This window comes from Kitasatospora sp. NPDC057936 (genome assembly GCF_042887525.1).
Lineage (GTDB): Bacteria > Actinomycetota > Actinomycetes > Streptomycetales > Streptomycetaceae > Kitasatospora.
This window is the reverse complement of the sequence record NZ_JBHVPD010000011.1, coordinates 12,834-39,145: the sequence shown is the minus strand read 5'-3', so window position 1 is coordinate 39,145 and position 26,312 is coordinate 12,834. Positions and strand designations below refer to the sequence as shown.

21 protein-coding genes are annotated in these 26,312 nt (G+C 73.1%); 13 read left to right on the top strand and 8 right to left on the bottom strand.

The features are described from left to right. The first annotated feature begins 48 nt into the window (after positions 1–48). Complete coding sequence (locus ACFVU9_RS08705) at positions 49–624, top strand: DUF485 domain-containing protein (protein WP_380439525.1); 576 nt, start codon at positions 49–51, stop codon at positions 622–624. Beyond that, entirely contained in the window at positions 621–2,300 is a 1,680-nt protein-coding gene (locus tag ACFVU9_RS08700; protein ID WP_380439527.1) for a cation acetate symporter, read from the top strand. Before ACFVU9_RS08705 ends, ACFVU9_RS08700 begins: the two co-directional genes overlap by 4 nt. A gap of 52 nt (positions 2,301–2,352) precedes the next feature. Here the strand turns inward: ACFVU9_RS08700 and ACFVU9_RS08695 are convergent, their stop codons facing one another. Further along, a complete protein-coding gene (locus ACFVU9_RS08695) occupies positions 2,353–3,042 on the bottom strand; it encodes a response regulator (protein WP_380497505.1) in 690 nt (229 codons plus the stop codon). Continuing rightward, a complete protein-coding gene (locus ACFVU9_RS08690; protein WP_387591326.1) occupies positions 3,042–4,634 on the bottom strand; it encodes an ATP-binding protein in 1,593 nt (530 codons plus the stop codon). The genes ACFVU9_RS08695 and ACFVU9_RS08690 overlap by 1 nt, the downstream gene beginning before the upstream one ends. Positions 4,635–4,958: 324 nt before the next feature. Between ACFVU9_RS08690 and ACFVU9_RS08685 the strand changes: the two genes are divergently transcribed. From ACFVU9_RS08685 to ACFVU9_RS08675, 3 genes are read left to right on the top strand one after another with little or no spacing between them, the layout of a single operon-like run. Next, positions 4,959–5,768, top strand: coding sequence for an ABC transporter ATP-binding protein (locus tag ACFVU9_RS08685; protein WP_380439532.1), 810 nt, complete (start codon positions 4,959–4,961; stop codon positions 5,766–5,768). Continuing rightward, on the top strand, positions 5,758–6,627 hold the full coding sequence (locus ACFVU9_RS08680) for an ABC transporter permease (protein ID WP_380439534.1): 870 nt from the start codon (positions 5,758–5,760) through the stop codon (positions 6,625–6,627). The genes ACFVU9_RS08685 and ACFVU9_RS08680 overlap by 11 nt, the downstream gene beginning before the upstream one ends. Before the next feature lie 37 nt (positions 6,628–6,664). After that, complete coding sequence (locus ACFVU9_RS08675; protein WP_387591321.1) at positions 6,665–7,738, top strand: ABC transporter substrate-binding protein; 1,074 nt, start codon at positions 6,665–6,667, stop codon at positions 7,736–7,738. Between the two features lie 115 nt (positions 7,739–7,853). On the opposite strand, the gene ACFVU9_RS08670 is transcribed toward ACFVU9_RS08675, so the two are convergent. Both ACFVU9_RS08670 and ACFVU9_RS08665 read right to left on the bottom strand, forming a co-directional pair. Further along, positions 7,854–8,756 (bottom strand): sucrase ferredoxin, encoded by a 903-nt coding sequence (locus ACFVU9_RS08670; RefSeq protein ID WP_380439538.1) that lies wholly within the window; start codon positions 8,754–8,756, stop codon positions 7,854–7,856. Between the two features lie 151 nt (positions 8,757–8,907). Beyond that, on the bottom strand, positions 8,908–11,358 hold the full coding sequence (locus ACFVU9_RS08665) for a DNA topoisomerase (ATP-hydrolyzing) subunit A (protein ID WP_387591318.1): 2,451 nt from the start codon (positions 11,356–11,358) through the stop codon (positions 8,908–8,910). A 251-nt stretch (positions 11,359–11,609) separates the two neighbouring features. Here ACFVU9_RS08665 and ACFVU9_RS08660 point away from each other — a divergent pair, with 251 nt between their 5' ends. The 3 genes from ACFVU9_RS08660 to ACFVU9_RS08650 all read left to right on the top strand — a co-directional run bounded on the left by ACFVU9_RS08660 (position 11,610) and on the right by ACFVU9_RS08650 (position 15,854). Next, positions 11,610–12,956 (top strand): M16 family metallopeptidase, encoded by a 1,347-nt coding sequence (locus ACFVU9_RS08660; RefSeq protein ID WP_387591315.1) that lies wholly within the window; start codon positions 11,610–11,612, stop codon positions 12,954–12,956. Between the two features lie 20 nt (positions 12,957–12,976). Beyond that, on the top strand, positions 12,977–14,341 hold the full coding sequence (locus ACFVU9_RS08655) for a M16 family metallopeptidase (protein WP_387591447.1): 1,365 nt from the start codon (positions 12,977–12,979) through the stop codon (positions 14,339–14,341). A gap of 319 nt (positions 14,342–14,660) precedes the next feature. Continuing rightward, on the top strand, positions 14,661–15,854 hold the full coding sequence (locus ACFVU9_RS08650; RefSeq protein ID WP_380439544.1) for an RtcB family protein: 1,194 nt from the start codon (positions 14,661–14,663) through the stop codon (positions 15,852–15,854). 76 nt (positions 15,855–15,930) lie between these two features. On the opposite strand, the gene ACFVU9_RS08645 is transcribed toward ACFVU9_RS08650, so the two are convergent. After that, positions 15,931–16,212: an HPr family phosphocarrier protein gene (locus tag ACFVU9_RS08645; RefSeq protein ID WP_359964780.1), complete on the bottom strand. Its 282-nt coding sequence runs from the start codon at positions 16,210–16,212 to the stop codon at positions 15,931–15,933. A gap of 229 nt (positions 16,213–16,441) precedes the next feature. On the opposite strand from ACFVU9_RS08645, the gene ACFVU9_RS08640 reads away from it, so the two are divergent. The 4 genes from ACFVU9_RS08640 to ACFVU9_RS08625 all read left to right on the top strand — a co-directional run bounded on the left by ACFVU9_RS08640 (position 16,442) and on the right by ACFVU9_RS08625 (position 22,093). Then, complete coding sequence (locus ACFVU9_RS08640) at positions 16,442–19,291, top strand: GNAT family N-acetyltransferase (protein ID WP_387591311.1); 2,850 nt, start codon at positions 16,442–16,444, stop codon at positions 19,289–19,291. 92 nt (positions 19,292–19,383) lie between these two features. Further along, entirely contained in the window at positions 19,384–19,983 is a 600-nt protein-coding gene (locus ACFVU9_RS08635; protein ID WP_380439548.1) for a DUF5998 family protein, read from the top strand. A gap of 177 nt (positions 19,984–20,160) precedes the next feature. Then, positions 20,161–21,348, top strand: coding sequence for an alkaline phosphatase family protein (locus ACFVU9_RS08630; protein ID WP_380439550.1), 1,188 nt, complete (start codon positions 20,161–20,163; stop codon positions 21,346–21,348). 88 nt (positions 21,349–21,436) lie between these two features. Next, positions 21,437–22,093 (top strand): thymidine kinase, encoded by a 657-nt coding sequence (locus tag ACFVU9_RS08625; RefSeq protein WP_380439552.1) that lies wholly within the window; start codon positions 21,437–21,439, stop codon positions 22,091–22,093. A 22-nt stretch (positions 22,094–22,115) separates the two neighbouring features. Here ACFVU9_RS08625 and ACFVU9_RS08620 read toward each other — a convergent pair whose 3' ends face one another. Next, the gene (locus tag ACFVU9_RS08620) at positions 22,116–22,856 is read right to left on the bottom strand and encodes a VOC family protein (protein ID WP_380497529.1); all 741 of its coding nucleotides are present in this window, start codon (positions 22,854–22,856) and stop codon (positions 22,116–22,118) included. Positions 22,857–23,021: 165 nt separating this feature from the next. Here ACFVU9_RS08620 and ACFVU9_RS08615 point away from each other — a divergent pair, with 165 nt between their 5' ends. Next, on the top strand, positions 23,022–23,897 hold the full coding sequence (locus ACFVU9_RS08615) for a sulfurtransferase (RefSeq protein ID WP_380497516.1): 876 nt from the start codon (positions 23,022–23,024) through the stop codon (positions 23,895–23,897). A 70-nt stretch (positions 23,898–23,967) separates the two neighbouring features. Here the strand turns inward: ACFVU9_RS08615 and sepH are convergent, their stop codons facing one another. Then, positions 23,968–25,035: a septation protein SepH gene (sepH, locus tag ACFVU9_RS08610; RefSeq protein WP_380439556.1), complete on the bottom strand. Its 1,068-nt coding sequence runs from the start codon at positions 25,033–25,035 to the stop codon at positions 23,968–23,970. Positions 25,036–25,683: 648 nt separating this feature from the next. Then, positions 25,684–26,292 carry a hypothetical protein gene (locus ACFVU9_RS08605; RefSeq protein ID WP_380439558.1) on the bottom strand — a complete coding sequence of 203 codons (609 nt, stop codon included), beginning with the start codon at positions 26,290–26,292 and terminating at the stop codon, positions 25,684–25,686. Between the last annotated feature and the right edge of the window lie 20 nt (positions 26,293–26,312).

The following is a 26,312-nucleotide window of genomic DNA, read 5'->3' as shown; positions in this document are numbered from 1 at the left end:
CCCTCATGATGGTTCGGGTCAGAGTGCCCGCCCGGTTCAGGAGCAGCAGTGCCACAGCAGCAGACGAGCAGTCCCGGGCAGGGGCAGCGATTCGACTGGTGGGCCGCTCCGGCCACCGCGAACGCGCCCGCCGCCGGTCGGCCCAACCAGGGCACCCGGTCGGCCGCCCCCCGGACGGACCGCACGGTGCCGGCGCAGCCGGTGCCGCCCGTCCCGGCCGCCGCGCCGACCGTGCCCGCCGCACCGGCCGTTCCCGCCGCGGTGCCCGTGCCGGCCGCGGTGCCCGCCGCCGCACCGGCCGGCAGCGCGGACAGCACCGAGGTGTACCGGACGGTCCAGGCCAGCGAGGCCTTCCAGGACATCCGGCGCAGCTACCGGTCGTTCGTCTTCCCGGTCAGCAGCGCCTTCCTCGCCTGGTACCTGGCCTACGTCGCCGCCCAGGCCGCCGCGCCCGAGCTGATGCGCACCCCGGTGGCCGGGCCGCTCAACGTCGCCTGGCTGCTCGGCCTGCTGCAGTTCGCCAGCACCTTCCTCCTCACCTGGCTCTACGCCCGCAACGCCCGCACCAAGCGCGACCGCGCCGCCCTCGGCCTGCGCTGGGACACCCAGGACCAGCTCCGATGACCACCGCGGCGTCGACCGCCACCCCACCGCCCGTCGCCCCCACCGGCGACCACCACGACCTCGCGATCCTGCTCTTCGCCGTGATCGTCCTGGTCACCCTCGGCATCACCCTCTGGGTCGGGCGCCGCGGCAGCGCGGCCGAGGACTTCTACGCCGGCGGACGGGACTTCACCCCGCTGCAGAACGGCTTCGCGCTCTCCGGCGACTACCTCTCCGCCGCCTCCTTCCTCGGCGTCGCCGGACTGATCGCCCTCTACGGCTACGACGGCGTGCTCTACAGCATCGGCTTCCTGGTCGCCTGGCTCGTCGTCCTGATGCTGGTCGCCGAACTCGTGCGCAACGCCGGCCGCTACACCCTCGCCGACGTGCTCGCGCTGCGGCTGCGCCGGCGCAAGGTACGGGCCGCGGCCGGCGGCGCCAGCGTCGTCGTCACCCTGCTGTACCTCGTCGCGCAGATGGTCGGCGCCGGCTCGCTCGTCGCCCTGCTGCTCGGCACCAACAGCGCCTCCGCCCGGACCTGGACCATCGTCGCGGTCGGCGGCCTGATGATCGTCTACGTGACGGTCGGCGGCATGCGGGCCACCACCTGGATCCAGATCGTCAAGGCGTTCCTGCTGATCGCCGGATCGGTGCTGCTCACCGTGCTGCTGATGGTCCACTACCACGGCGACCTCTTCGAGCTGATGCGCCAGGCCGCCCGGCACAGCGGCGCCGGCCGGCGCTACCTCGAACCCGGGCTCAAGTACGGCGCGACCTCCACCAGCCGGCTCGACTTCTTCAGCCTCGGCCTCGCCCTCGTGCTCGGCACCGCCGGCCTGCCGCACATCCTGTCCCGCTTCTACACCGTGCCCACCGCCCGGGCCGCCCGCCGCTCCACGATGTGGGCGATCGGCCTGGTCGGCGGCTTCTACCTGATGGCCATCGCGCTCGGCCTCGGGGCCACCGCCCTGGTCGGCTCGGCCGAGGTGCGGCACGCCAACTCGGCCGGGAACACGGCCGTTCCGCTGCTCGCCCTGGTGCTCGGCGGCGGCAACGGCAGCACCGGCGGGGTAGTCCTGTTCGCGGTGATCTCCGCGATCGCCTTCGCCACCATCCTCGCCGTCGTCGCCGGACTCACCCTGGCCTCCTCCGCCGCCTTCGCCCACGACATCTGGGCCGGCGCCTTCCGCGGCTGGTCGCTGCGCCGGCGGACGGACGACGGGGCGCCGCGCACGGAGGAGCCCGTGAGCGACCGCCAGGAGATCGTCGTCGCCCGGATCGCCGCCGTCGGGATCGGCGCGGCGGCCATCGCGATCAGCCTCTTCGCCCAGCAGCTCAACGTGGCCTTCCTGGTCGGCCTGGCCTTCGCCGTCGCCGCCTCCGCCAACCTGCCGGTCCTGCTCTACACGCTGTTCTGGCGGCGCTTCACCGCCCGCGGCGCCGTCTGGTCGGTGTACGGCGGCCTCGTCCCGGCCATCGTGCTCGTCACCTTCTCGCCGGTCGTCTCCGGTACCAAGGTCGCGCTCTTCCCCGGCGTCGACTTCCACTGGTTCCCGCTGGAGAACCCCGGCATCGTCTCCATCCCGCTCGGCTTCCTGGCCGGCTGGATCGGGACGCTCACCTCGCCCGAACCTGCCGACTCCGACCGCTTCGCCGAGCTGGAGGTGCGCGCCCTCACCGGCGCCGGCGCGGCCTGAACCGCACCCCCTGGGACCCCCGGCGGCGGTGAGGCCGCCGGGGGTCCCGTGCTCAGGGCCGGGCCGCCAGCCCGTACCGGTGCTCAGGCCGCCCGGTGTCGCCGTAGCGCAGCGTCAGCCGCAGCCGGCTGTCCCGCTCCAACTGCTTGAGGTAGCGCTGCGCCGTCGAGCGGCTCAGCCCCGTCCCGTCGGCGACCTCCTGCGCGGACAGCGGCCGGCCCGCCCGGCGCAGCACCCCGAGCACCAGGTCCGTCGTCGGTGCCGAGTGGCCCTTCGGCAGCGCCCCGGCCGGGGCCGCGGCGCTGCGCAGGGTCGCGAACAGCCGGTCCACCTCGTCCTGGCCCGCCTCCCGCGCCGCCGGACCGGCCAGCGCGTGCCGCAGCTGCGCGTACGCCGTGAGCTTCTCGCGCAGCCCGGCGAACGTGAACGGCTTGACCAGGTACTGCAGCGCCCCGTGCTGCATCGCCGCGTGCACCGTCGACACGTCCCGGGCGGCCGTCACCATCATCACGTCGCACGCCACCTGCCGCTCCCGCAGCCGGCGCACCAGGGCCAGGCCCGTCTCGTCCGGCAGGTGGTGGTCGAGCAGCAGCAGGTCCACCGGACGGCGCTCCAGCGCCGCCAGCGCCTCCCCGGCCGAGTGCGCCGTGCCCGTCACCCGGAAGCCCGGCACCTTCGCCACGTAGGCGGCGTGCACGTCCGCGACCCGGAAGTCGTCGTCCACCACGAGTACGTCGATCATCACGCCTCCACGAGCCGAGCGGTGAGCAGGGCCTCCGGCAGCTCGACCGTGAACCGGGCGCCGCCCAGCGGCCCCGCGTCGAGCACGATCCGGCCGCCGGTGCGTTCCACCAGCCGCCGCACCATCGCCAGCCCCAGCCCGCGCGGACGGTGCGCGGGCGCGTCCTTGCTGCTCCACCCCTCCTCGAAGACCTGCTCGCGCAGCTCCTCCGGCACGCCCGGGCCGCTGTCCGCGACCTGGAGCAGCAGCGTGGAGCCCGCCGCGGCCAGGGTCACCTCCACCCGGCCGCCCCCGCCCGGTGCCAGCGCGTCCACCGCGTTGTCGACCAGGTTGCCGAGCACCGTCACCAGCGCCCGCGCGTCCACCACCGCGTCCGGCAGGTGCGCCGCCGGGGCCAGCACCAGCCGCACCCCGCGCTCGCCCGCCACCGCGGACTTGCCCGCCAGCAGCGCCGCCACGTGCGGGTCCTGCACCTGCTCGGCGATCCGCGCCGCGACCGCCGCGTGCGAACCGGACTGCTCCGAGATGAACGCCACCGCCTGCTCGTGCCGGCCCAGCTCCAGCAGGCCCAGCAGTGTGTGCATCCGGTTGGCGTGCTCGTGGTCCTGCGCCCGCAGCGCCTCGGTCAGGCTGCGGGTCGTGTCCAGCTCCCGCACCAGCGACTCCAGCTCGGTGCGGTCGCGCAGCGTCACGACCGCGCCCTCGGCGGTCGCCGTCCGGTTCACCACGAGGACCCGGTCGTCCCGGACGGCGGGCAGGTCCGGGCCGGTGATCCGCCCGGCCAGCACGTCCGCCAGCCGCCCCGGCGGCAGCACCTCGTCGGTGCGGCGGCCGGTGCAGTCCGGCGGCAGGCCCAGCAGCCGCACCGCCTCGTCGTTCGCCAGCCGGATCCGGCCGTGTTCGTCCAGCGCCACCATGCCCTCGCGGATGCCGTGCAGCATCGCCTCCCGCTCCACCAGCAGCGCCGAGATGTCGGCCAGCGCGATGTTGTGCGTCCGGCGCTTGAGCCGTCGGGCCAGCACCAGCGTCGCGACCGTGCCCGCGGCCAGGCCGGCGCCCGCGCACAGCAGGATCCCGGTCAGCATCTTCAGCAGCCGGCGGCGGATCGAGTCGTCGCTGATGCCGACCGACACCTCGCCGACGATCCGCCCGTCCGCGAGCCGCAGCGGCACCTTGCCGCGCGCGGTGCGGCCCAGCGTGCCCTGCTGGATCGCGGTGACGCTGAGCCCGCTGAGCGCGGGCTCCGGGTCGGTGCTGACCCGGTGGCCGATCCGGTCCGGGTCGGTGTGCGAGAGCCGGATCCCGTCCAGGTCGGTGACCACGACGAAGCTCGCGCCGGTGGCCAGGCGGATCTGCTCGGCGTTGCGCTGGGCCGTCGCGGAGTCCCGGGCGGCGGCGGCCCGGGCGATCACCTCGTCGGTGGCGGTGGCCTGGGCGATGGACAGGGCGCGCTGCATCGCGTCGTGGTCGAGCTCGCTGCTGACCGGGGCGAGGAACAGCCCGGCGGTCACGGCGGTGACACCGACGCTGACGACGGTCTGGCTGAGCAGCAGCTGCGCGAAGACCCGGCGGGGCCAGCGGGGGAGCTTCATCCGGGCCTCCTCTCGGCGGCCGTGGGGGCGTGGGGGCGGCGTGGGGGTCGTACCGGGGGCGGACGGGGGTCGGGACACCCTACGTTTCCGGCGTGTTTCTGTCAGCCGCGTCCCCGCAGTTGTAGCGGAAGCAAAACGAGCAGAACACCCCTCAACGCGGAGAAGCCGCACTACGCGGAGAAGGCTCCCGCCGGGGCCCGGCCCGCTCCTACCTTCTCGGGGCAAGCACTGACCCGGGAGGTCACACATGAGCGAGCGCAGCGAGCGAATCATCAAGAGGTGCCGGTCCTGCGAAGCACCTGCCGAGCGAAGCGAGGCGGGGGCATGAGCAAGACCCCGGCGATCGAGCTGTCCGGCGCGACCAAACGGTTCCGCACCCCCTCGGGGGCGCTGCACACCGCCGTCCGCGATCTCGATCTGACCGTCGCCCAGGGCGAGTTCGTCGCCGTCGTCGGCCCGACCGGCTGCGGCAAGTCCACCACGCTGACGCTGGTCAGCGGCTTGGAGGAGCCCACCGAGGGCGAGGCCCGGGTGTACGGGGAGCCGGTCCGCGGGATCCACCCCCGGGTCGGGTTCGTCTTCCAGCAGGACGCCGTCTTCCCCTGGCGCACCGTCCTGTCGAACGTCATGGCCGGCCCCCGCTTCCGGGGCGTGCCCGCCGCCGAGGCCAGGGAACGGGCCCGGGACTGGCTCGGCCGGGTCGGGCTCGGCGCCTTCGAGGACCGCTACCCGCACCAGCTGTCCGGCGGCATGCGCAAGCGCGTCGCGCTCGCCCAGACCTTCGTCAACGACCCGGACATCCTGCTGATGGACGAGCCGTTCTCGGCGCTGGACGTGCAGACCCGCGCGCTCATGTCCGACCAGCTGCTGGAGCTGTGGGCCGGTACCGGCTCGTCCGTCGTCTTCGTGACCCACGACCTCGACGAGGCCATCGCGCTCGCCGACCGGGTGGTCGTCATGACCGCCGGTCCGGCGACCGTCAAGGAGATCTTCACCGTCGACCTGCCGCGACCGCGCACCGTGGAGGCCGTCCGCCTGGAACCGAGGTTCGTCGAGCTGTACCGCGAGATCTGGGCCTCGCTCGGCGAAGAGGTGCGCATCACCCGGGAGAGAGGAGCGGGTCGTGCCGCTTGAGACCGCGTCGGCCGTGCCGGGTGCACCGGCCGTCCCCACCACGAGGACCGAGGCCCGCGAACGGGCCGCGCGCAACCGGAAGCTGGGCGTGTACGGCGCCCGGTTCGCGGTGCTCGTCGCCTTCCTGGGCCTGTGGGAGGTGTGCGCCCGGACGGAGGTCATCGACCCGTTCAACTTCTCCCAGCCGTCGCGGATCTGGGACCAGATCCGGCAGTGGATCACCCACGGCACCGCCCAGGGCTCGCTCGGCGAGCAGATCGGCTACACCCTCTACGAGGCCCTCTCCGGCTGGGTGATCGGCGTCGTCGCCGGCGTGCTGCTGGGCATCGCGCTCGGCCGGATCCGCTTCCTGGCCGACGTGTTCGGACCCTACGTCAAGGTGCTCAACGCGATCCCGCGCATCGTCCTCGCGCCGATCTTCCTGATCTGGTTCGGCCTCGGCCCGGCCTCCAAGGTCGCCTCCGCCGTGGTGCTGGTGTTCTTCCCGGTGTTCTTCAACGCCTTCCAGGGCGCCCGCGAGGTGGACCGCAACCTCGTCGACAACGCCCGGATCCTCGGCGCGGACAACCGCAAGGTCACCCTGCAGGTCGTCATCCCGGCCGCCACCACGTGGATCTTCACCAGCCTCCACGTCAGCTTCGGCTTCGCGCTGATCGGCGCCATCGTCGGCGAGTACATCGGTGCCACCAAGGGCCTCGGCCTGCTCGTCGCCGCCGCCCAGGGCACCTTCAACTCGGCCGGTGTGTACGCCGCGATGACGATCCTCGCCGTCGTCGCGCTGCTGACCGAAGGCCTGCTGACCTTCGCCGAGAAGAAGCTCTTCCGCTGGAAGCCCGCCGACGCGGGCGACGGCCGCTGAACCCCCCTCGTCCGCAGTAGAGAGGCACCCCCCACCCATGCGCCCGAACCCGACCGGCAGAGCCGCTGCCGCCGCCCTCGCCGCCGCCCTCCTCCTCCCGCTCTCCGCCTGCGCCAACGACGCCGCCACGTCCGCCCACGGCGCCGCCGCGCCGGCCGGCAGGCAGGTGGACGGACCCAAGGTCAAGATCATGGTCGGCGGCCTGGACAAGGTCATCTACCTCCCCGCGATGCTCACCCAGCGGCTCGGCTACTTCGCCGACGCCGGCGTCAACGTCGAGCTGCTGACCGAGCCCGCCGGCGTCAACGCCACCACCGCCCTGCTCGCCGGCGACGTCCAGGGGGCCGTCGGCTTCTACGACCACACCATCGACCTCCAGGCCAAGGGCAAGAACGTCGAGTCCGTCGTCCAGTTCGCCCAGGCCCCCGGCGAGGTCGAGCTCGTCTCCGCCAAGCAGGCCGACGCCATCAAGTCCGGTGCCGACTTCAAGGGCAAGAAGCTCGGCGTCACCAGCATCGGCTCCTCGACCGACTTCCTCACCAAGTACCTCGCGGTCAAGAACGGCGCCTCCGTCAGCGAGTTCAGCCCGATCGCCGTCGGCGCCGGCCAGACCTTCGTCGCCGCGCTCCAGCAGGGCAGCATCGACGCCGGGATGACCACCGACCCGACCGTCGCCAACGTCCTCGACAAGGGCCTCGGCAAGATCCTCTACGACATGCGCACCCCCGAGGGCTCGCGCCAGGCGCTCGGCGGCCTCTACCCGTCGTCCTCGCTCTACATGGCCACCGACTGGGTGGAGAAGAACAAGGACACCACCCAGAAGCTCACCAACGCCTTCGTCAAGACCCTCAAGTGGATGTCCACGCACACCCCCGAGGAGATCGCCGCGCAGATGCCCGCCGACTACGCGCAGGGCGGCGCCGATCAGTACGCGGCTGCGATCAAGTCGACGCTGCCGATGTTCACCACCGACGGGGTGATGCCGGCCGACGGGCCGAAGACCGTCCTCACCGTGCTCGCCGCGTTCCACCCGGACGTGAAGGGCAAGGAGGGCTCGATCGACCTCTCCCGCACCTACACCACGGAGTTCGTCGGCAAGGCCACCGGCTGACCCCGAACAGGCCGCCGGCTGACCCCGGACCGGTCCGGCGGTCCCGCGCTCACCCCCACGGGCGCGGGGCCGCCGCTTCCGGCCGCCCGGGTCGCCGCCTCGGGGCGCCCCGGTCTCAGACGCCCCGGACGCTCAGCACGTCCATCCGCGACGGCGTGCCCTCCGCCTTCCCGCAGCTCTCCGGACGCGGCGGCTCGCTCCGGCCCTCCAGCACGTCCGCCTCCCACGCCCGGCCGTCCGCATGCAGCACCGTGACCAGCCAGCGGCCCTCGCCGTCCGGCCGCTGCAGCACGGTCAGCGCGTCCACCCGGGTCTCGCCGATCGCCAGCCGCACCGCGTGGTCCGCCGCCTGGCCCGGACGGTCCCAGCCCGAGCAGCCCCGCGACCACTCCGGCACCATGTGCCCGGCCGCCGTCGCCGCCAGTACCTCCTTGGCCGTCTCCGCCGTGAGCCGGCCGTACGCGTAGCCGGACGGCAGCACCAGCATCGTGGGGGAGAAGCGGTGGCCGCCCAGGTGCGTCACCTCCCACACCTCGCTGTGCCCGGCCGCCGCCAGGTCCGCCGCCAACGGCCGGCCCAGCAGCGCGCAGCAGCGGTCGCGCCGCCCGTTCGTGCACACCAGCGCCACCGGGCCGCCCACGTGCTCCGCGCCGAACCCCGCGTGGTCGCCAACACCCAGCGCCGCGAAGTCCAGGCCCAGCAGCTCCGCCGGATCGGCCACGGCGGCCCGGCGCACCCAGCCGCGGCCCGGCACCGTGTGCGCCACGATCACCTCGTGCCGCGCCGTCGGCAGGCAGTCCGCGTGCCGGCCCGGCCGGCGGATCAGCGCCACCCGCACGCCCGTCCCGGCCGCGGCGGCCTCCAGCGCGTGCCCCGTCTCCGCGTCCAGGTGGCTCTCGCCCAGCGCCTTCGCGCCCCACGGCCCGTTCTGCTCCACCAGAAGCCAGGTGGTCGCCACCGCCGCCGTGGCGGCCAGCGGCTCCGAAAGTTCACGCGACCGCGTCGCACAGGTGCTCACGCGGGCAAGGCTACCCTCAGCCCTCCGGCCGCCCCTCCGCGTCGCGGCACGGCCGACCGGCCCCCCAACGGCGGAGGAGGGGCACCCGACGGGCACCCCTCCTCCGCTCACCCGGTCGTACCGGCCGCGCTGATCACGCCGGCCGCGCCGGTCACGCCGGACCCGCGACCACCGCGATCGGCGTCGTCACCGGCGTACCCGAACCGTCCCGGCGCGGATCCCGCTCCGGCAGCTCCACCGGCGCGCCCTTCGCCGTCGCCGCCCGGGCCGGCACCGCACCCGCCCACGCGAACGTCAGCAGGTCCTCACCGCGCAGGAACCGCTGGCAGCGGACACCGCCCGTCGCCCGGCCCTTGCGCGGGTACTGCTCGAACGGCGTCACCTTCCACGTCGACTGCTCCTCGCCCGTCAACGTGCCCGACGCACCCGCCACCGACACCACCACCGCGTCCGCCGCCGGATCCACCGCCGTGAACGACAGCACCCGCGCCCCGTCCGCCAGCTTGATCCCCGCCATGCCACCCGCCGGACGCCCCTGCGGACGCACCTGACCCGCCGGGTACCGCAGCAACTGCGCGTCCGACGAGATGAAGACCAGGTCCTCCTCGCCGGTGCGCAACTCCACCGCACCCACCAGCTCGTCACCCTCCTTGAGGGCGATCACCTCGAACTCGTCCTTGTTCGCGGGCCACTCCGGCACCACCCGCTTCACCACGCCCTGCACCGTGCCCAGCGCCAGCCCCGGCGACGACTCGTCCAGCGTCGTCAGCGCCAGCGCCCGCTCACCCGCCTCCAGCCGCAGGAACTCCCCGACCGCCGCCCCGCCCGCCAGCGTCGGCGACGGCGTCGGCGGCAGCGCCGGCAGATCGATCACCGGCAGCCGCAGCACCCGGCCCGCCGACGTCACCACACCCACGTCCGCCCGCGCCGTCGCCGGCACCGCCGACACGATCACGTCGTGCCTCGCCCGCGCCTCCGACAGCTCGAACGGCTCCCCGTCCGCCGTCCGCGCCAGCAGACCCGTCGACGACAGCAGCACCCGGCACGGATCGTCCGCCACCTCCAACGGCACCGCCAGCGCCGCCGACGGCACCGCGCCCGCCTCCAGCAACACGGTGCGCCGCTCCGTCCCGAACTGCTTGCCCACCGCACCCAGTTCGGACGACACCACGCTGCGCAGCTTCGCGTCCGACTCCAGGATCTCCGTCAGGTCCGCGATCTCCGACAGCAGCTTCGCCTGCTCCTGCTCCAGCTCCACCCGGTCGAAACGCGTCAGCCGGCGCAGCGGCGTGTCCAGGATGTACGCCGTCTGCGTCTCCGACAGCGAGAAGCGCTCCATCAGACGCTCCTTCGCCTGCCCCGCGTTGTCGCTCGACCGGATGATCGCGATCACCTCGTCGATGTCGACCAGCGCCACCAGCAGGCCCTCGACCAGGTGCAGCCGCTCCTGCCGCTTGCGCCGGCGGAAGTCGCTGCGCCGCCGCACCACCGTGAACCGGTGGTCGACGTACACCTCCAGCAGCTCCTTCAGCCCCAGCGTCAGCGGCTGGCCGTCCACCAGCGCCACGTTGTTGATGCCGAACGTCTCCTCCATCGGCGTCAGCTTGTACAGCTGCTCCAGGAGCGCCTCCGGCACGAAGCCGTTCTTCACCTCGATCACCAGCCGCAGCCCGTGCACGCGGTCGGTCAGGTCCTTGACGTCCGCGACGCCCTGCAGCTTCTTCGCGTTGACCAGGTCCTTGATCTTCGAGATGACCTTCTCCGGGCCGACGTTGTACGGCAGCTCCGTCACGACGATGCCCTTGCGGCGCGCCGTCACCGCCTCCACCGTCGCCGTCGCCCGGATCTTGAACGTCCCGCGGCCCGACTCGTACGCGTCCCGGATCCCTGCCAGGCCCACGATCCGCCCGCCCGTCGGCAGGTCCGGACCCGGCACGAACCGCATCAGCGTGTCCAGGTCCGCGCTCGGGTGCTTGATCAGGTGCCGGGCCGCCGCCACCACCTCGGACAGGTTGTGCGGCGGCATGTTCGTCGCCATGCCCACCGCGATGCCCGTCGCACCGTTCACCAGCAGGTTCGGGAACGCCGCCGGCAGCGCCAGCGGCTCCTGCTCACTGCCGTCGTAGTTCGGCCCGAAGTCGACCGTGTCCTCGTGGATCGACTCCACCAGCGCCATCGCCGCCGGCGTCAGCCGCGACTCGGTGTACCGCATCGCCGCCGGCGGGTCGTCGTTGCCCAGCGAACCGAAGTTCCCGTGCCCGTCGATCAGCGGCAACCGCATCGAGAACGGCTGCGCCATCCGGACGACCGCGTCGTAGATCGACTGGTCACCGTGCGGGTGCAGGCGACCCATCACCTCGCCCACCACACGCGCGCACTTCACGTGCGCGCGCTCCGGACGCAGGCCCATCTCGTTGGCCTGGTACAGGATCCGCCGGTGCACCGGCTTCAGACCGTCCCGCGCGTCGGGCAGCGCGCGCGAGTAGATCACCGAGTAGGCGTACTCCAGGAAGGAGCCCTGCATCTCGTCCACGACGTCGACATCGAGGATCCGCTCCTCGAAGTCTCCGGGCGGCGGGGTCTGCGAACTGCGGCGGGCCATCGCGGCGGGGCTCCCTTACGTCTCGCTTGCGCTGTGTCTCGGTCAGTCTCTGTCGCCATGCCGGCTGCCCCCGTCAACAGGGCGCGGCGCCCCCATTGTGGACCCTCGCACCGACACTCCCGGCCAGCGCCCCTCTTCCGCCCCTGGCGAACGCCCCCTCCGCGCGGACACATCCACGCCCCTCGCGCGTTGCACCACAATGGGGGACGCCACACGAACCCCGACATCGACGACGGGAAGGACCCGAGCGCATGGCCAACCCGGCCCCCGCCTCCAGCCGAGGCATCGCCATCACCGAGCACCGCCTGGAGAACGGCCTGCGCGTCGTCCTCTCCGAGGACCACCTCACCCCGGTCGCCGCGGTCTGCCTCTGGTACGACGTCGGCTCGCGCCACGAGGTCAAGGGCCGCACCGGCCTCGCCCACCTCTTCGAACACCTCATGTTCCAGGGCTCGGCCAACGTCTCCAACAACGGCCACTTCGAGCTCGTCCAGGGCGCCGGCGGCTCGCTCAACGGCACCACCAGCTTCGAGCGCACCAACTACTTCGAGACCATGCCCGCCCACCAGCTGGAGCTCGCCCTCTGGCTGGAGGCCGACCGCATGGGCTCCCTCCTCGCCGCACTCGACGAGACCTCCATGGAGAACCAGCGGGACGTCGTCAAGAACGAGCGCCGCCAGCGCTACGACAACGTCCCCTACGGCACCGCCTTCGAGAAGCTCACCGCGCTCTCGTTCCCCGACGGCCACCCGTACCACCACACCCCCATCGGCTCCATGGCCGACCTCGACGCCGCCACGCTGGAGGACGCCCGCACGTTCTTCCGCACGTACTACGCGCCCAACAACGCCGTCCTCTCCATCGTCGGCGACATCGACCCCGAACAGACCATCGCCTGGGTCGAGAAGTACTTCGGCAGCATCCCCGCCCACGACGGCAAGCAGCCCCCGCGCTCCGGCGAACTCCCCGACACCATCGGGCGCGAACTGCGCGAGGAGATCCACGAGGACGTCCCCTCCCGCGCCCTCATGGCCGCCTACCGCCTCCCGCACGACGGCACCCGCGAAGCCGACGCCGCCGACCTCGCCCTCACCATCCTCGGCAGCGGCGAATCCAGCCGCCTCTACAACCGCCTCGTGCGCCGCGACCGCACCGCCGTCGCCGCCGGCTTCGGCCTGCTCCGCCTCGCCGGCGCCCCCAGCCTCGGCTGGCTCGACGTCAAGACCTCCGGCGACGCCACCCTCCAGCAGATCGACACCGCCGTCGACGAGGAACTCGCCCGCTTCGCCGCCGAAGGCCCCACCCCCGAGGAACTCGAACGCGCCCAGGCCCAGATCGAGCGCGAATGGCTCGACCGGCTCACCACCGTCGCCGGCCGCGCCGACGAACTCTGCCGCTACGCGGTCCTGTTCGGCGACCCCAAGCTGCTCAACGACGCCCTCCCCAAGGTCCTCGACGTCACCGCCGACGAGGTCAGGGCCGTCGCCAAGGCCCGACTCCACCCCGACAACCGGGCCGTCCTCGTCTACGAGCCGACCACGGCCGACACCGACGCCGCTTCCGACGCCGCTTCCGAAGAGGAGGGTGCCGCCGCATGAGCACCGACTACGTCCCCGCCATGACCTTCCACCCCCAGCCCCGGCCCGGCACCCCGAGCCCCTGGGCCTTCCCCGCCCCCGAGCGCACCGCCCTCGCCAACGGCATCACCGTCCTGCACTGCCACCGCCCCGGCCAGCAGCTCGTCGCCGTCGAGGTCCTCGTCGACGCCCCGCTCGCCGCCGAACCGGCCGGCCTCGACGGCGTCGCCGCCATCCTCGCCCGCGCCCTCAGCGAAGGCACCGACACCCTCACCGCCGAGGAGTTCGCCAGCGAACTCGAACGCGCCGGCGCCACCCTCGACGCCCACGCCGACCACCCCTGCATCCGCGTCTCCCTCGAAGTCCCCGCCTCCCGCCTCCAGCGCGGCCTCGCCCTCCTCGCCGACGCCCTGCGCGCCCCCGCCCTCCCCGAGGACGAGATCGAGCGCCTCGTCGCCAACCGCCTCGACGAGATCGTCCACGAGCAGGCCAACCCCGCCCGGCGCGCCGCCAAGGCCCTCTACGCCGAACTCTTCGACGCCGCCGACCGCCTCTCCCGCCCCCGCAGCGGCACCGCCGACACGGTCAAGTCCATCAACCGCGCCGCCGTCAAGGCCTTCTACGACGCCCACGTCCGGCCCGCCACCAGCACCGTCGTCGTGGTCGGCGACCTCACCGGCGTCGACCTGCCCGCCCTCCTGGAGAGCACCCTCGGCACCTGGACCGGCACCCCCGCCGCGGCCTCCGTCCACGCCCCCGTCACCGCCGACGACCACGGCCGCGTCGTCATCGTCGACCGGCCCGACTCCGTCCAGACCCAGCTCCTCATCGGCCGCATCGGCCCCGACCGCCACCACCCCGACTGGCCCGCCCAGACCCTCGGCACCTACTGCCTCGGCGGCACCCTCACCTCCCGCCTCGACCGCGTCCTGCGCGAGGAGAAGGGCTACACCTACGGCGTCCGCTCCTTCGCCCAGCCGCTGCGCTCGGCCGCCGACGGCAGCGGGCGCGCGCTGCTCGCCATCAGCGGCTCGGTGGACACCGCCTCCACCGCCCCGGCCCTCAAGGACGCCTGGACGATCCTGCGCACCCTCGCCGCCGAGGGCCTCACCGACGCCGAGCGCGACGAGGCCGTGCAGTTCCTGGTCGGCGTCGCCCCGCTCAAGTACGAGACCGCGGGCTCGGTCGCCGGCACCCTCGCCGACCAGGTCGAGCAGCACCTGCCCGACGACTACCAGGCCGAGGTCTACCGCCGGCTCGCCGAACTGCCCACCGCCGAGGCCACCGAGGCCGTCGTCGCCGCCTTCCCGCCGGACCGGCTGGTCACCGTGCTGGTCGGCGACGCCGCCGTGATCGCGGACGACGTGCGGAAGCTCGGCATCGGCGAGGTCACGGTCGTCAGCTGACCCTCTCCGGTGCACGGCAGGCCCGTTGGAGCGATCGCCGCTCCGGCGGGCCTGCCGCGTTTTTAAATCCGTTGCGGGCCGCGGCCGTTCCGTGGATAGATGTTCCCCGGCACAGACGTACGAAGTCTGACTCTGACGAACGAAGGGAGGCGGTCACCATGCGGGTCGAGCGAACCATACGACGACGCTCCCCAAGGCCGCTCTCCCCCTGTGCCCTGGGCGCCTGAGCCCCCTTTTCTGGTCTTCCCCGAGCCGCGCCGGGATCTGTTCGCGTGCGGCAACTCCCTTTGAAACAAGCGACCTTGGAGGTCGAACACCCATGTCGTACACCGAAGTGCCCGGAATCCGGGTCCCCATCCGGATGTGGACCGACCCGGCCACCGTCGAGGGCGAGGCCATGCAGCAGCTGCGCAACATCAGCTCCCTGCCCTGGCTCCACGGCCTCGCCGTCATGCCCGACGTCCACCTGGGCAAGGGCGCGACGGTCGGCTCCGTCATCGCCATGAAGGGCGCCGTCTGCCCGGCGGCGGTCGGCGTGGACATCGGCTGCGGAATGAGCGCGGTGAAGACCTCCCTCACCGCCAAGGACCTCCCGGACGACCTGTCCCGCCTCCGCTCCAAGATCGAGCAGGCCATCCCGGTCGGCCGCGGCCTCCACACCGACCCGGTCGACCCGCGCAAGCTCCACGGCTTCGCGACGGCGGGGTGGGACGACTTCTGGCAGCGGTTCGACGGTGTGGCAGATTCGGTCAAATGGCGTCGCGAACGTGCCATGCAGCAGATGGGAACGCTCGGAAGTGGGAATCACTTCTCGGAAGTGTGCTTGGATGATAGTGGGACTATCTGGCTGATGCTGCACTCCGGATCGCGCAACATCGGCAAGGAGCTGGCTGAGCATCACATGGGTGTCGCTCGCTCGCTGCCGCACAATCAGGGGCTGGTGGACCGGGATCTCGCAGTCTTCATCGCGGACACGCCGCAGATGGCGGCCTACCGCCAGGACCTCTTCTGGGCCCAGGAGTACGCCAAGAACAATCGTGCGGTGATGATGGCGCTCTTGCAGGACGTCGTCCGCCGCGAGTTCCCCAAAGCGAAGGTCACGTTCGACGAGGTCATCAGCTGCCACCACAACTACGTTGCGGAGGAGAGCTACGACGGCGTCGATCTGCTCGTGACCCGCAAGGGTGCGATCCGGGCCGGCTCCGGCGACTACGGAATCATCCCGGGCTCGATGGGCACCGGTTCGTACATCGTCCGCGGCCTCGGCAACAAGGCGGCGTTCAATTCGGCCTCGCACGGCGCCGGTCGCAAGATGAGCCGGACCGCCGCGAAGAAGCGGTTCACCACGCGCGACCTGGTCGAGCAGACCAAGGGCGTGGAGTGCCGCAAGGACAGCGGCGTCGTCGACGAGATCCCGGGTGCTTACAAGTCCATCGAGAAGGTCATCGAGCAGCAGAAGGACCTCGTCGAGGTGGTCGCCCACCTGAAGCAGGTCGTCTGCGTCAAGGGCTGACACCGGCGGTCGGCAATGCGGAGAGGGGTGCACGTCAAATTCTGTGCACCCCTCTCGGGCTGGTCCGTACGCCCGCTCAGGCGGCGGCGGGGAGTTCTTCGAGGCCTTCGGCGACGAGCTTGGCGAGGCGGTCGAGGGCCTCGTCGGCGTTCTCGGCGTCGGTGGCGAGGATGACCTCTTCGCCGCCCTGGGCGCCGAGGGCGAGCAGGCCGAGCATGGAGGCGGCGTTGACGGGGTTGCCGCCGGGCTTGGCGATGGTGATCGGCACGCCGGTGGCCGTCACGGCCCGGACGAAGATGGAGGCGGGACGGGCGTGCAGGCCCTCGGCCCAACCGATGGTGACGCGGCGCTCGGCCATGAGACGTGCCTTTCCGGTGAAGCTGGTCACGGCCGTGCTCGGGGAAGCGGCCATGTTGTCTAGACCAGTGTTGCACGCAGTCGACCCCGGCGAGCCGCCGCGTTCGGGAGTTGTGATTGTTTCTTTTCGGGGCATTTTCCTGGCATAAGGCCCGGCCAGTGGCCCTGTCCACCCTGCCGCGCGTGCACGCCGGGCGCCATTCGGCCCGCCGCCGGATAACCTGACGATCGTGGACGACTCCGCGGCGGCGCAGCACCCAGGGCATCCGGACTATCCGCAGCACTGGGAGGCCGACATCCTGCTGCGCGACGGCGGCACGGCCCGGATCCGGCCGATCACTCCCGCCGATGCCGAGCGGCTGGTGGAGTTCTACGAGCAGGTCTCGGACCAGTCGAAGTACTTCCGTTTCTTCGCGCCCTATCCGAAGCTCTCGGAGAAGGACGTCCGCCGGTTCACGCACCACGACTTCGTGAACCGGGTGGCGCTGGCCGTGGTGGTCCGGGACCGTTTCATCGCGACGGTGCGGTACGACCGGATCGATGCCGAGGGCCGTCCGTCGGACTCCGGGACGGATGCCGAGGTGGCGTTCCTGGTGCAGGACGCGCATCAGGGCCGCGGGGTGGCGTCGGCGCTGCTGGAGCACATCGCGGCGGTGGCGCAGGAGCGGGGGATCCGTCGTTTCCAGGCGGAGGTGCTGCCGGAGAACCGGAAGATGGTGAAGGTCTTCACGGACGCCGGCTACACGCAGCACCGGAGTTTCGCGGACGGTGTGGTGCACCTGGAGTTCGACCTGGAGCAGACGGACCGCTCGCTGGCGGTGATGCGGGCGCGGGAGCATCGTGCGGAGGCGCGTTCGGTGCAGCGGCTGCTCACGCCGCGTTCGGTGGCGGTGATCGGGGTTTCGCGCAATCCGCAGACGGTGGGGCGGGCGCTGCTGCGGGATCTGCTGGGCGGTTTCGACGCCGAGTTCGAGAGCAAGCGCGGGGACGGGGAGGCCTTGCGTCCCGTGTACGCGGTGAACCGCAAGGCTCCGGCCGGGACGGAGCTGGACGGTGTCCCGGTGTACCGCTCGATCCGGGACGTCCCGGGGCCGGTGGACCTGGCCGTGATCGCCGTCCCCGAGAGTGCGGTGCCGGCGACGGTCGCCGAGTGCGGCGCCCACGGGGTGCAGGGCCTGGTCGTGGTGACGGCGGGGTACGCGGAGACGGGCCCGGAGGGCCGTGACCGCCAGCGGGCGCTGGTGCGGCAGGCCCGTGCGGCGGGGATGCGGGTGGTCGGTCCGAACGCCTTCGGTCTGATCAGCACGGATCCCGGGCAGCCGTTGAACGCCTCGTTGGCGCCGCACCTGCCGCGGCGCGGCGGTTTCGGGATCTTCTGCCAGTCCGGGGCGATCGGGGTGGCGCTCCTGGAGGCCGCGCACCGCCGGGGGCTCGGCGTCTCGTCGTTCGCGTCGGTCGGCAACCGGTCCGACGTCTCCGGCAACGACTTCCTGCAGTACTGGGCGGAGGACGACGCGACCGAGGTGGTGCTGCTCTACCTGGAGTCGTTCGGCAATCCGCGCAAGTTCACCCGGATCGCCCGCCGTCTGGCCGCGGCGAAGCCGGTGGTCGTCGTGAAGGGTGCGCGCCACACCGGGAGCCTGCCGCCGGGCCACGCCGTGCCGGCCACGGCGACGGGGTTGCGCGACGCGACGGTGGACGCGCTGTTCGAGCAGGCCGGGGTCACCCGGGTGGAGACGATCACCGAGCTGTACGACACCGGTGAGCTGCTGGTCCAGCAGCCGCTGCCGCCGGGGGACCGGGTCGCCGTGGTCGGCAATTCGGACTCGCTGGGCCTGCTGACGTACGACGCCTGCCTGAGCGCGGGCCTGCGCCCCCGTACGCCCGTGGACCTGACCACCGGTGCGACCGGTGAGAACTTCCGGATCGCGCTGGACGTCGCCCTGTCCGATCCCGCCGTGGACGCCGTGATCGCCGTCGCGATCCCGCCGATCGGCACGTCCGCGCACGCGTTCATGGGCGGCCGGCTGGCCGGTCCGGAGGATCCGGAGATGGGTTCGGACGATCCGGAGATCGCCACGGCGCTGCTCGAAGCCGGTGAGCGGGCGCGGGAGTTGGGCAAGCCGCTGGTGCTGGCGCACCTGGCGCTGACCGATCTGCCGCTGCGGCTGCGTCCGGGCGGCATCCCGGCGTTCGCGGCGCCGGAGCGTGCGGTGCGGGCCCTCGCCCACGCCGTGCACTACGGGCAGTGGCGGCGCCGGATGGCGGAGGCGGAGGAGACGGCCCGGGTGCCGGAGCTGGACCGGATCGACGAGCCGGGGGCCCGCGTGCTGGTGGACGCGGCGCTGAACACCCGCGCGGCGATTGCGGCCCGTACCCAGCCGGGCGGCGCCCGGATCACGCTGCCCGACGCGGAGACCCGCGCGCTGCTGGCCCACTACGGCATCGACGTCTCGCCGACCCTGCCCGCCCCGGACGAGGGGACGGCGGTGCGGGCGGCGTCGGCGCTGGGTTACCCGGTGGCGCTGAAGGCGACCGCCCCGCACCTGCGCCACCGCCCCGACCTGGGCAGCGTCCGCCTGGACCTGACCGGCGAGCCGGGCCTGCGCCGGGCCCACCGCGAGCTGGACGCCCTGCTCGGCGGGGCGGCGCAGGCCGAGCTGGTGGTGCAGCGGCTGGCGCCGCGCGGGGTGGACACCGTGATCGGCGCCACGGTCGACCCGGCGGTGGGCGCGATCCTGTCCTTCGGTCTGGCGGGGGCGCCGGCCGAACTGCTGGGCGATGTCGCGCACCGGCTGGTTCCGGCCACCGATCAGGATGTCGCCGGGCTGATCCGGGAGGTGCGGGCGGCTCCGCTGCTGTTCGGCTGGCGGGGTGCGGAGGCGGTGGACACGGGCGCGCTGGAGGAGCTGCTGCTGCGGGTGTCGCGGCTGGTGGACGATCTGCCGGAGGTCGCGTCGGTGGATCTCGAACCGGTGGTCGTGGCCCCGCACGGGCTGGCGATCCTGGGGGCGCGGGTGCGCATCGCGCCCCTGCCCGTCCGCAGTGATCTGGGCCCGCGCGCCATGAGCAGCCTGTAACCTTCCTTGGTTGCGCCTGCCCGTGGGCGCTGTTGTCCGAAGCTCGGCGCCGCGCCGCCCGCTTCGTCGGCGGACCATGCCAGGATGGAGTTATGGCGAAGACCGGTACCACCACCACTCAGGACCTGCGCTCGGCGATCGAGCGCAGTGGCTACTACCCGGCCCTGGTGTCCGAAGCGGTGGAGTCCGCGGTTGGCCCGGAGCCGATCAGCTCGTACCTGGTGCACCAGGAGACGACGTTCGACGCCAACGAGGTGCGCCGGCACGTCACCGTGCTGGTGCTGACCCCGACCCGGTTCGTGGTGAGCCACACCGACGAGCAGACCGGGGACGCCGCCGGCCCGTCGGTGCCGCTGGCGACGACGTCGACGGAGAGCGTCCGGCTGGACCGGATCGGTTCGGTCGTGGTGAGCCGGATGGTGGCGAACCCGGAGACGTACACGCCGGGCACGTTGCCGCGCGAGGTCGTGCTGACGATCGGCTGGGGCGCGGTGCAGCGGCTGGACCTGGAGCCGGCGGGCTGCTCGGACCCGAACTGCGAGGCGGACCACGGCTACACGGGTTCGGCGACGGCTGACGACCTGTCACTGCGGGTGAGCGAGGCCGGCGACGGTCCGGAGACGGTCGCGCAGGCGCTGGTGTTCGCCCGGGCGCTGTCGGACGCGACGGTCAGCAACGGCCCGCGGGCCTGAGCCCCGCCCCCGCCCGACCGCCCGCGTAGAACGACCGCCCGCGCAGGACGACTGCTCACGCAGGACGACTGCTCGCGTAGAACGACCGCCCGCGTAGAACGACCGCCCGCCTGGAACGACTGCCCGCTCAGGACGACTGCCGCCCACCGCGCCGCCGACCGCCACGAAACCGGATCCATGTCTTTCGCACCTTCCGACGGCTACGACGCCTTCGAGATCCTCGATCCCGCCACCGCCCCCGCTCCCGCCTACGGCAGCGGTTCGCTCTGCGACCTGCTGCCCTCGGTCGCGGCGGGGCTGGGTGTCGAGGGCTTCTCGGCGACGCTGCCGATCGCCCCGGCCGACCGCGTGGTGGTGTTCCTGGTCGACGGCCTCGGCTGGGAGCTGCTGCTGCGCCACCCCGAGTACGCGCCGTTCCTGTCCTCGCTGGCGGGCAGTTCGATGGGCGGCTCGGGCCGTCCGCTGACGGCCGGGTTCCCGTCGACGACGGCGACCTCGCTGGCGTCGGTGGGCACCGGCACCCCGCCGGGGCAGCACGGTCTGGCTGGTTACACGGTGGCGGTCCCCGGTGCCGGGTACCTGATGAACCAGCTGCGCTGGCAGCCGCCGACCGACCCGGCGGCCTGGCAGCCCTACCCGACGGTCTTCGAGCGGACGCACGCGGCCGGGGTGGCGACGGCGCAGGTGTCGTCCCCGCTGTTCGCGCAGACCCCGCTGACCAGGGTGGCGCTGTCCGGCGGCACGTTCATGGGCCGGACCACCGGCGAGGAGCGGATGGACCGGGCCGCGGCCTGGCTGGCCGAGCACGACCGGGCGCTGGTGTACACGTACGTCAGTGAGCTGGACGGCGCGGGCCACCGCTTCGGCGTGGACTCGGACGAGTGGCGGATGACCCTGGACGCGGTGGACCGGCTGGCCCGCCGGCTGGCCGAGCGGCTGCCGCCGCGCTCGGCGATGTACGTCACGGCCGACCACGGCATGATCGACATCGCGCCGGAGGACCGGATCGACTTCGACGAGGACTGGGAGCTCGGCGCGGGCGTGGCCCTGCTGGGGGGCGAGGGCCGGGCCCGGCACGTGTACGCGGTGCCGGGGGCCGCGGCGGACGTGTACACGGTCTGGAGCGAGGTGCTCGGCGACCGGATGTGGGTGGCGACCAGGGACGAGGCGATCGCGGCGGGCTGGTTCGGCCCGGTCGTGGACGAGCGCGTGTACGCGCGGATCGGCGACGTGGTCGCCGCGGCCCGGGACGACGTCGCGATCATCGCCTCCCGCAACGAGCCCGGCGAGTCGGCGATGATCGGACTGCACGGCTCGATGACCCCGGTCGAGCAGTTCGTGCCGCTGCTCGAAGTGCGCGCCTGAGCCGTGCCGCCGATGTCGTCCGCAGCGCCGCTGCCACCGCTTCCTCGGTGCCCGAACTCCCCTGATGTGAAAGGCCTTTGCTCCACCCATGGCTGAACTGGTGTTCTTCTCGGGCACGATGGACTGCGGCAAGTCGACGCTGGCGCTGCAGATGGACCACAACCACACCGCCCGCGGCCGGCAGGGGGTCATCCTGACCCGCCACGACCGGGCCGGCGCGGCGACCATCTCCAGCCGGCTCGGCCTGCGCGCCGAGGCGGTCGAGGTGACCGACGACTTCGACTTCCACGCGCACGTGGTGCAGCGGCTGTCGGCCGGCGGCCGGGTGGACTACCTGATCTGCGACGAGGCCCAGTTCTTCGCGGCCGGGCAGGTCGACCAGCTGGCCCGGGTGGTGGACGAACTCGACATCGACGTCTACACGTTCGGGATCACGACGGACTTCCGCACCCGGCTCTTCCCGGGCTCGCAGCGGCTGATCGAGCTGGCCGACCGGGTCGAGGTGCTGCAGGTGGAGGCGCTGTGCTGGTGCGGCGCGCGGGCCACCCACAACGCGCGGACGGTCGGCGGCGTGATGGTCGTCGAGGGCGCGCAGGTCGTGATCGGCGACATTTCGGTGAAGGAGGACGAGGTGGGCTACGAGGTGCTGTGCCGCCGGCACCACCGCCGTCGCCTGACCGCGGCGACCGCCCGTGCCTCGGTGCTCTCCCCGGACGTGCTCCCCTTCGAGCAGTCCCAGTCGTGAGGCCGGTCCCGGGCCGTCGTTCCTAGCGGGGTTCCAGGACGGAGAAGTGCCCGCCCTGCGGGTCGGCCAGCCGGGCGGCCCGGCCGCGCGCGGTGTCGTGCGGCTCGACCAGGACCCGGCCGCCGAGTTCGGTGGCGCGCCGGGCGGTGAGCGCGGCGTCGCGGACGGCGAAGTGGATCCGCCAGCGGGGCGGGTGGCCGCGCAGTTCGGCGCCGTGCCGGATGCCGGCGACCGGCCGGCCCTGCACGAGCAGCGCGGATTCGTCGGCGCCGGGCCGGAGGGTGCGGCCGAGGACGGTGGCGTAGAACGCGGCGGAGCCCTCGGCGTCGGTGGTGAGCAGTTCGGCCCACGCGGGGCCGCCGGGTTCGGGTCCGGCCTCGCGGCCGACGTGCTCCTCGCCCTGCCACAGGCCGAAGACGGCGCCGGAGACGTCGGCGGCGATGGCCATCCGTCCGGCGCGTTCGGCCTGGAGGGGCCCGACGGCGACGGTGCCGCCGCACTCGCGCACGAGCTGGGCGGCGGAGTCGGCGCTGTCCACGGCGAAGTAGGTGGTCCACTGCACCGGGAAGCCGGTGGCGCTGGAGACACCGAGGCCGGCGACCGGTTCACCGTCGAGCTCGGCCCGGACGTAGTCGCCGAGTTGGGCCGGCCCCGGGGAGTAGCTCCAGCCGAGCAGGTCGCCGTAGAACGCTCGGGCGCCGGCCAGGTCGTCGGTCAGCAGGCTGACCCAGCAGGGCGTGCCCTGGGCGAGCCGGAGTTTCACCGCGGGCAATGCGGGCCTCCTCACGGGCGGTTGGCGCACGGAATTCGCGCACGCGAGGGTGATGCTTCCACTCCGGCGCGCGACCAACCCTTCGGCCGCGCGGAAATTCCGGCAAAGACCGCACAAAGAGCGGCGGTTCGGCCGCGCTGCGCGACAATGGCCCGCATGACCACCTACAACGACGGTTCCCCGCTGATCTCCGCGGCCGGGCTGCGGGAGGCGCTCGCCTCGTCGCGTCCGCCGGTGCTGCTGGACGTGCGCTACCAGCTGGTCGGTGCGGCCGCGGGCGGCCCGACGGCCGCGGAGGAGTACCGGGCCGGGCACCTGCCGGGCGCGCACTTCGTCGACCTGGACCGGGACCTCGCGGCCGCGCCCGGCGCTCCCGGCCAGGGGGGCCGCCACCCCCTGCCGGACCTGGAGGAGTTCGGCGCCGCGATGCGCCGCTTCGGTGTCTGCGCCGACCGTCCGGTCGTGGTGTACGACGGCGGGCCCTCGCTGTCGGCGGCCCGCGCCTGGTGGCTGCTGCGCTGGGCCGGGCACCGCGACGTGCGGGTGCTGGACGGCGGTTACGCGGCGTGGTCGGCGGCCGGGCTTCCGGTGACGGCCGAGGTGCCGGCGGAGGAGGAGGGCGACTTCAAGCCCGTCCCGGGCAAGATGCCGACGATCGACGGGAATGGCGCGGCGGCGTGGGCGCGCAGCGGCCTGCTGCTGGACGCCCGGTCGGGAGAGCGCTACCGGGGCGAGACGGAGCCGGTCGACCCGCGCGCGGGGCACGTCCCGGGCGCGGTGTCGGCGCCGACCACCGAGAACGTCGGTGCGGACGGGCGGTTCCGGCCGGCCGCGGAGCTGGCCGAGCGGTTCCGCGCGCTGGGCGCGGGGGAGCGGGAGACGGCCGTGTACTGCGGGTCGGGGGTGACGGCGGCGCACCAGGTCCTGGCACTGGAGGTGGCGGGCGTGCCGGCCACGCTGTACCCGGGGTCGTGGAGCGAGTGGTCGAGCGACGCGAGCCGTCCGGTGGCGGTCACGGAGCAGCCGGGCTGAGCACCCCGCGCCCGCGGGTGCACGGAAGGGGCGGGAGGCCGAAGCCTCCCGCCCCTTCTCGCGCGGACGGTTATTCCTGCTTCTTGCGCCGGCTGCCGAAGACGATCTCGTCCCAGCTGGGCACGGTGGCCCGGCGGCCGGGCCGGACGCCGTCCGCCTCGGCCTGCCGGTCGGTGGTGCCGACCAGGCGCTCGCGGTGCGGGGCGACGGCGCGCGGCATCAGGATGTCGGCGTACGCGGAGCCGGCGCCGACGGCGGGTGCCGCGGCGGCGGCCGGTTCCTCGGTCTCCTCGGCGACCTCGGCGGGTACCGGTTCGACCGGGGCGGGTCCGACGGCGAGGTCGCCGCGGAAGGCGGGGACGACGTCGAGCAGGCTGGTGAGCGAGTCCCGGCCCTCGGCCGCGGCCTCGCGCGCCTCGCGGGCGGACATGATGCGGTCGGCGGAGGGGCGGTCGATCATCGGGCGGGGCGGCCGGTCCTGGGGGAGCCGGGCGATCCGCGGGATGAACGGGAAGACCGAGTCCTCCTCGCGCTCGACGGTCTCGCCGATCAGCGCGCGGGCCTCGTCGTCGTTGGGCGTGACGAGGCGCCGGGGCGGGTCGTACGTCCAGGAGGCGCTGCGGCCCTCGCCGTCGGAGCGGTAGGAGAGGATGACCTCCCACGTGCCGTCGTCGCGCCGCCAGGAGTCCCAGCGCTCGGTCTCCTTCTCGGCGCCGCGCAGCGCGAGCCGTTCGGCGACGGCCTCGCCGAGCTGGGGGCCGGGGGACTCGCCGTTGCGGCGGATGGCGGTCTTGCGGGCGCGCTCGGCCATGAAGGCGCGTTCGGCGAGGACGGGTCCCTCGAAGCGGCGGACCCGGTCGACGGAGATGCCGGCGGCCTGGGCGACCTCCTCGGCGGAGGCACCGGCTCGTATCCGCGCCTGGATGTCGCGGGGGCGGAGGTGGCTCTCGACCTCGATCTCGATCTGGCCGAGGCGCGGGCGGTCGCCGCGGATGGCGGCGCGCAGCCGCTCGTCGATGGGGAGGGTGTACTCCGTGCTGTCGGCAGCCTTGAGCACCAGCCGTGTGCCGTCGTTGCTGACGGCCACAACCCGCAGTTCGGGCACGGTTACCTCCCGGGTGGTGCCTGCCGACGTCACCTGCGTCGCTGCTCCCGTACTGAGTGTGGCCTGCCCACTCGCGACTGGCCACAACCTTGCTGAGTTCCCCGGCGTGTCGGGCTCACGCCCGTCCACACCGCTGTGGCACGGTTGCCTTTTTGCCACGTCATCCGTCGACGTCGCGCCTGGGTGTCCCGGCCGTCCTCGCACGCGGAGTGTTCGCGACGATCCGGGACCGGCGTCGCCGTGCGTGCCTGTGTCGTGGCTCTTCGTCAAGTTGCCGTGGTACTGGCAGTCGACAAGTCGACCCAAGGCTCAGGCTTTACGAACAGTACTCCATTCGTGGCATCCGGAGGGGCGGCTCGCCGCTCAAGTCTCCCGCGATTCACGGGAATCTCAAGAGCGCGCGCCCCGGGCGGCGGACCGCTGCCGGATGGACGGTGATCATCTTCACACAATCGCGGAGGGAAGAACCGGATTTTCGTCCCTTGTGTCCTTCTTTGGGCAAGATGGAGTGACTTGTTCGAAGAACAGTCGTACGGACCGAGGGATGTCGATGCCGGAGCGGGAGCCCGTCGAGGAGGGCGGGAAGGACGAGCGCAGGCGGATCGATCTGAGTGTGGCTCAGGTCGTGGCGAGCGCGCTGGCCGCGGTGGCGGGGGCCTTGTTGGCGTCCGAACTCGGCGTCTACGGCACGATCATGGGCGCGGCGGTGGTGAGCGTCGGGGCCACCACGGGCGGTGCGCTGTTCCAGCACCTCTTCAGGCGCACCGGCGAGCAACTGCGCGAGGCGGTGGACCGCGGGCCGAACCAGACGGTGAACGGGCTGCGCCAGGTGCCGGCGGACGACGTGGCTCCGGTGGAGCCGCGGGTGCCGGTGATCTCGTCGGAGTGGAACGAGCCGCAGGTGGTCCGGGCGCGCCGGCGGTGGACGTGGCGGACGTACGCGGCGGTGTCGGGGCTGGTGTTCGTGCTGGCGATGACGCCGATCGTGGCGTTCGAGATGGTCACCGGGCAGCCGGTGTCGGCGACGGTGACCGGGCAGACGGGCAACGGCACGTCGTTCGGCGGCAGCGTGGGCACGGATCCGAAGCCGCCGGCCGGCGATCCGACGGGCCGGCCGTCCGGTGGCGGGCACGGGCCGGGCGCGACGCCGTCGGGCGGTGCGTCGGAGCCGGCGACGTCGAGGCCGCGGCCGGAGCCGAGCGGCAGCCCGAGCGGGTCGCCGACCTCGGGCGGGTCGCCGTCCCCGACACCGACGCCGACCCCGGACCCGAGCCCGAGCGGGACGCCCACCTCCGGCGCGTCCCCGTCGG

Bases quoted from the DNA above. Each gene is read 5' to 3' on its own strand.
- ACFVU9_RS08650 (WP_380439544.1), top strand. From the start codon at position 14,661: ATGTCGTACACCGAAGTGCCCGGAATCCGGGTCCCCATCCGGATGTGG.
- ACFVU9_RS08690 (WP_387591326.1), bottom strand. From the start codon at position 4,634: ATGAAGCTCCCCCGCTGGCCCCGCCGGGTCTTCGCGCAGCTGCTGCTC.
- ACFVU9_RS08660 (WP_387591315.1), top strand. From the start codon at position 11,610: ATGGCCAACCCGGCCCCCGCCTCCAGCCGAGGCATCGCCATCACCGAG.
- ACFVU9_RS08675 (WP_387591321.1), top strand. From the start codon at position 6,665: ATGCGCCCGAACCCGACCGGCAGAGCCGCTGCCGCCGCCCTCGCCGCC.
- ACFVU9_RS08625 (WP_380439552.1), top strand. From the start codon at position 21,437: ATGGCTGAACTGGTGTTCTTCTCGGGCACGATGGACTGCGGCAAGTCG.
- ACFVU9_RS08685 (WP_380439532.1), top strand. From the start codon at position 4,959: ATGAGCAAGACCCCGGCGATCGAGCTGTCCGGCGCGACCAAACGGTTC.
- ACFVU9_RS08615 (WP_380497516.1), top strand. From the start codon at position 23,022: ATGACCACCTACAACGACGGTTCCCCGCTGATCTCCGCGGCCGGGCTG.
- ACFVU9_RS08695 (WP_380497505.1), bottom strand. From the start codon at position 3,042: ATGATCGACGTACTCGTGGTGGACGACGACTTCCGGGTCGCGGACGTG.
- ACFVU9_RS08645 (WP_359964780.1), bottom strand. From the start codon at position 16,212: ATGGCCGAGCGCCGCGTCACCATCGGTTGGGCCGAGGGCCTGCACGCC.
- ACFVU9_RS08665 (WP_387591318.1), bottom strand. From the start codon at position 11,358: ATGGCCCGCCGCAGTTCGCAGACCCCGCCGCCCGGAGACTTCGAGGAG.
- ACFVU9_RS08630 (WP_380439550.1), top strand. From the start codon at position 20,161: ATGTCTTTCGCACCTTCCGACGGCTACGACGCCTTCGAGATCCTCGAT.
- ACFVU9_RS08700 (WP_380439527.1), top strand. From the start codon at position 621: ATGACCACCGCGGCGTCGACCGCCACCCCACCGCCCGTCGCCCCCACC.
- ACFVU9_RS08655 (WP_387591447.1), top strand. From the start codon at position 12,977: ATGACCTTCCACCCCCAGCCCCGGCCCGGCACCCCGAGCCCCTGGGCC.
- ACFVU9_RS08635 (WP_380439548.1), top strand. From the start codon at position 19,384: ATGGCGAAGACCGGTACCACCACCACTCAGGACCTGCGCTCGGCGATC.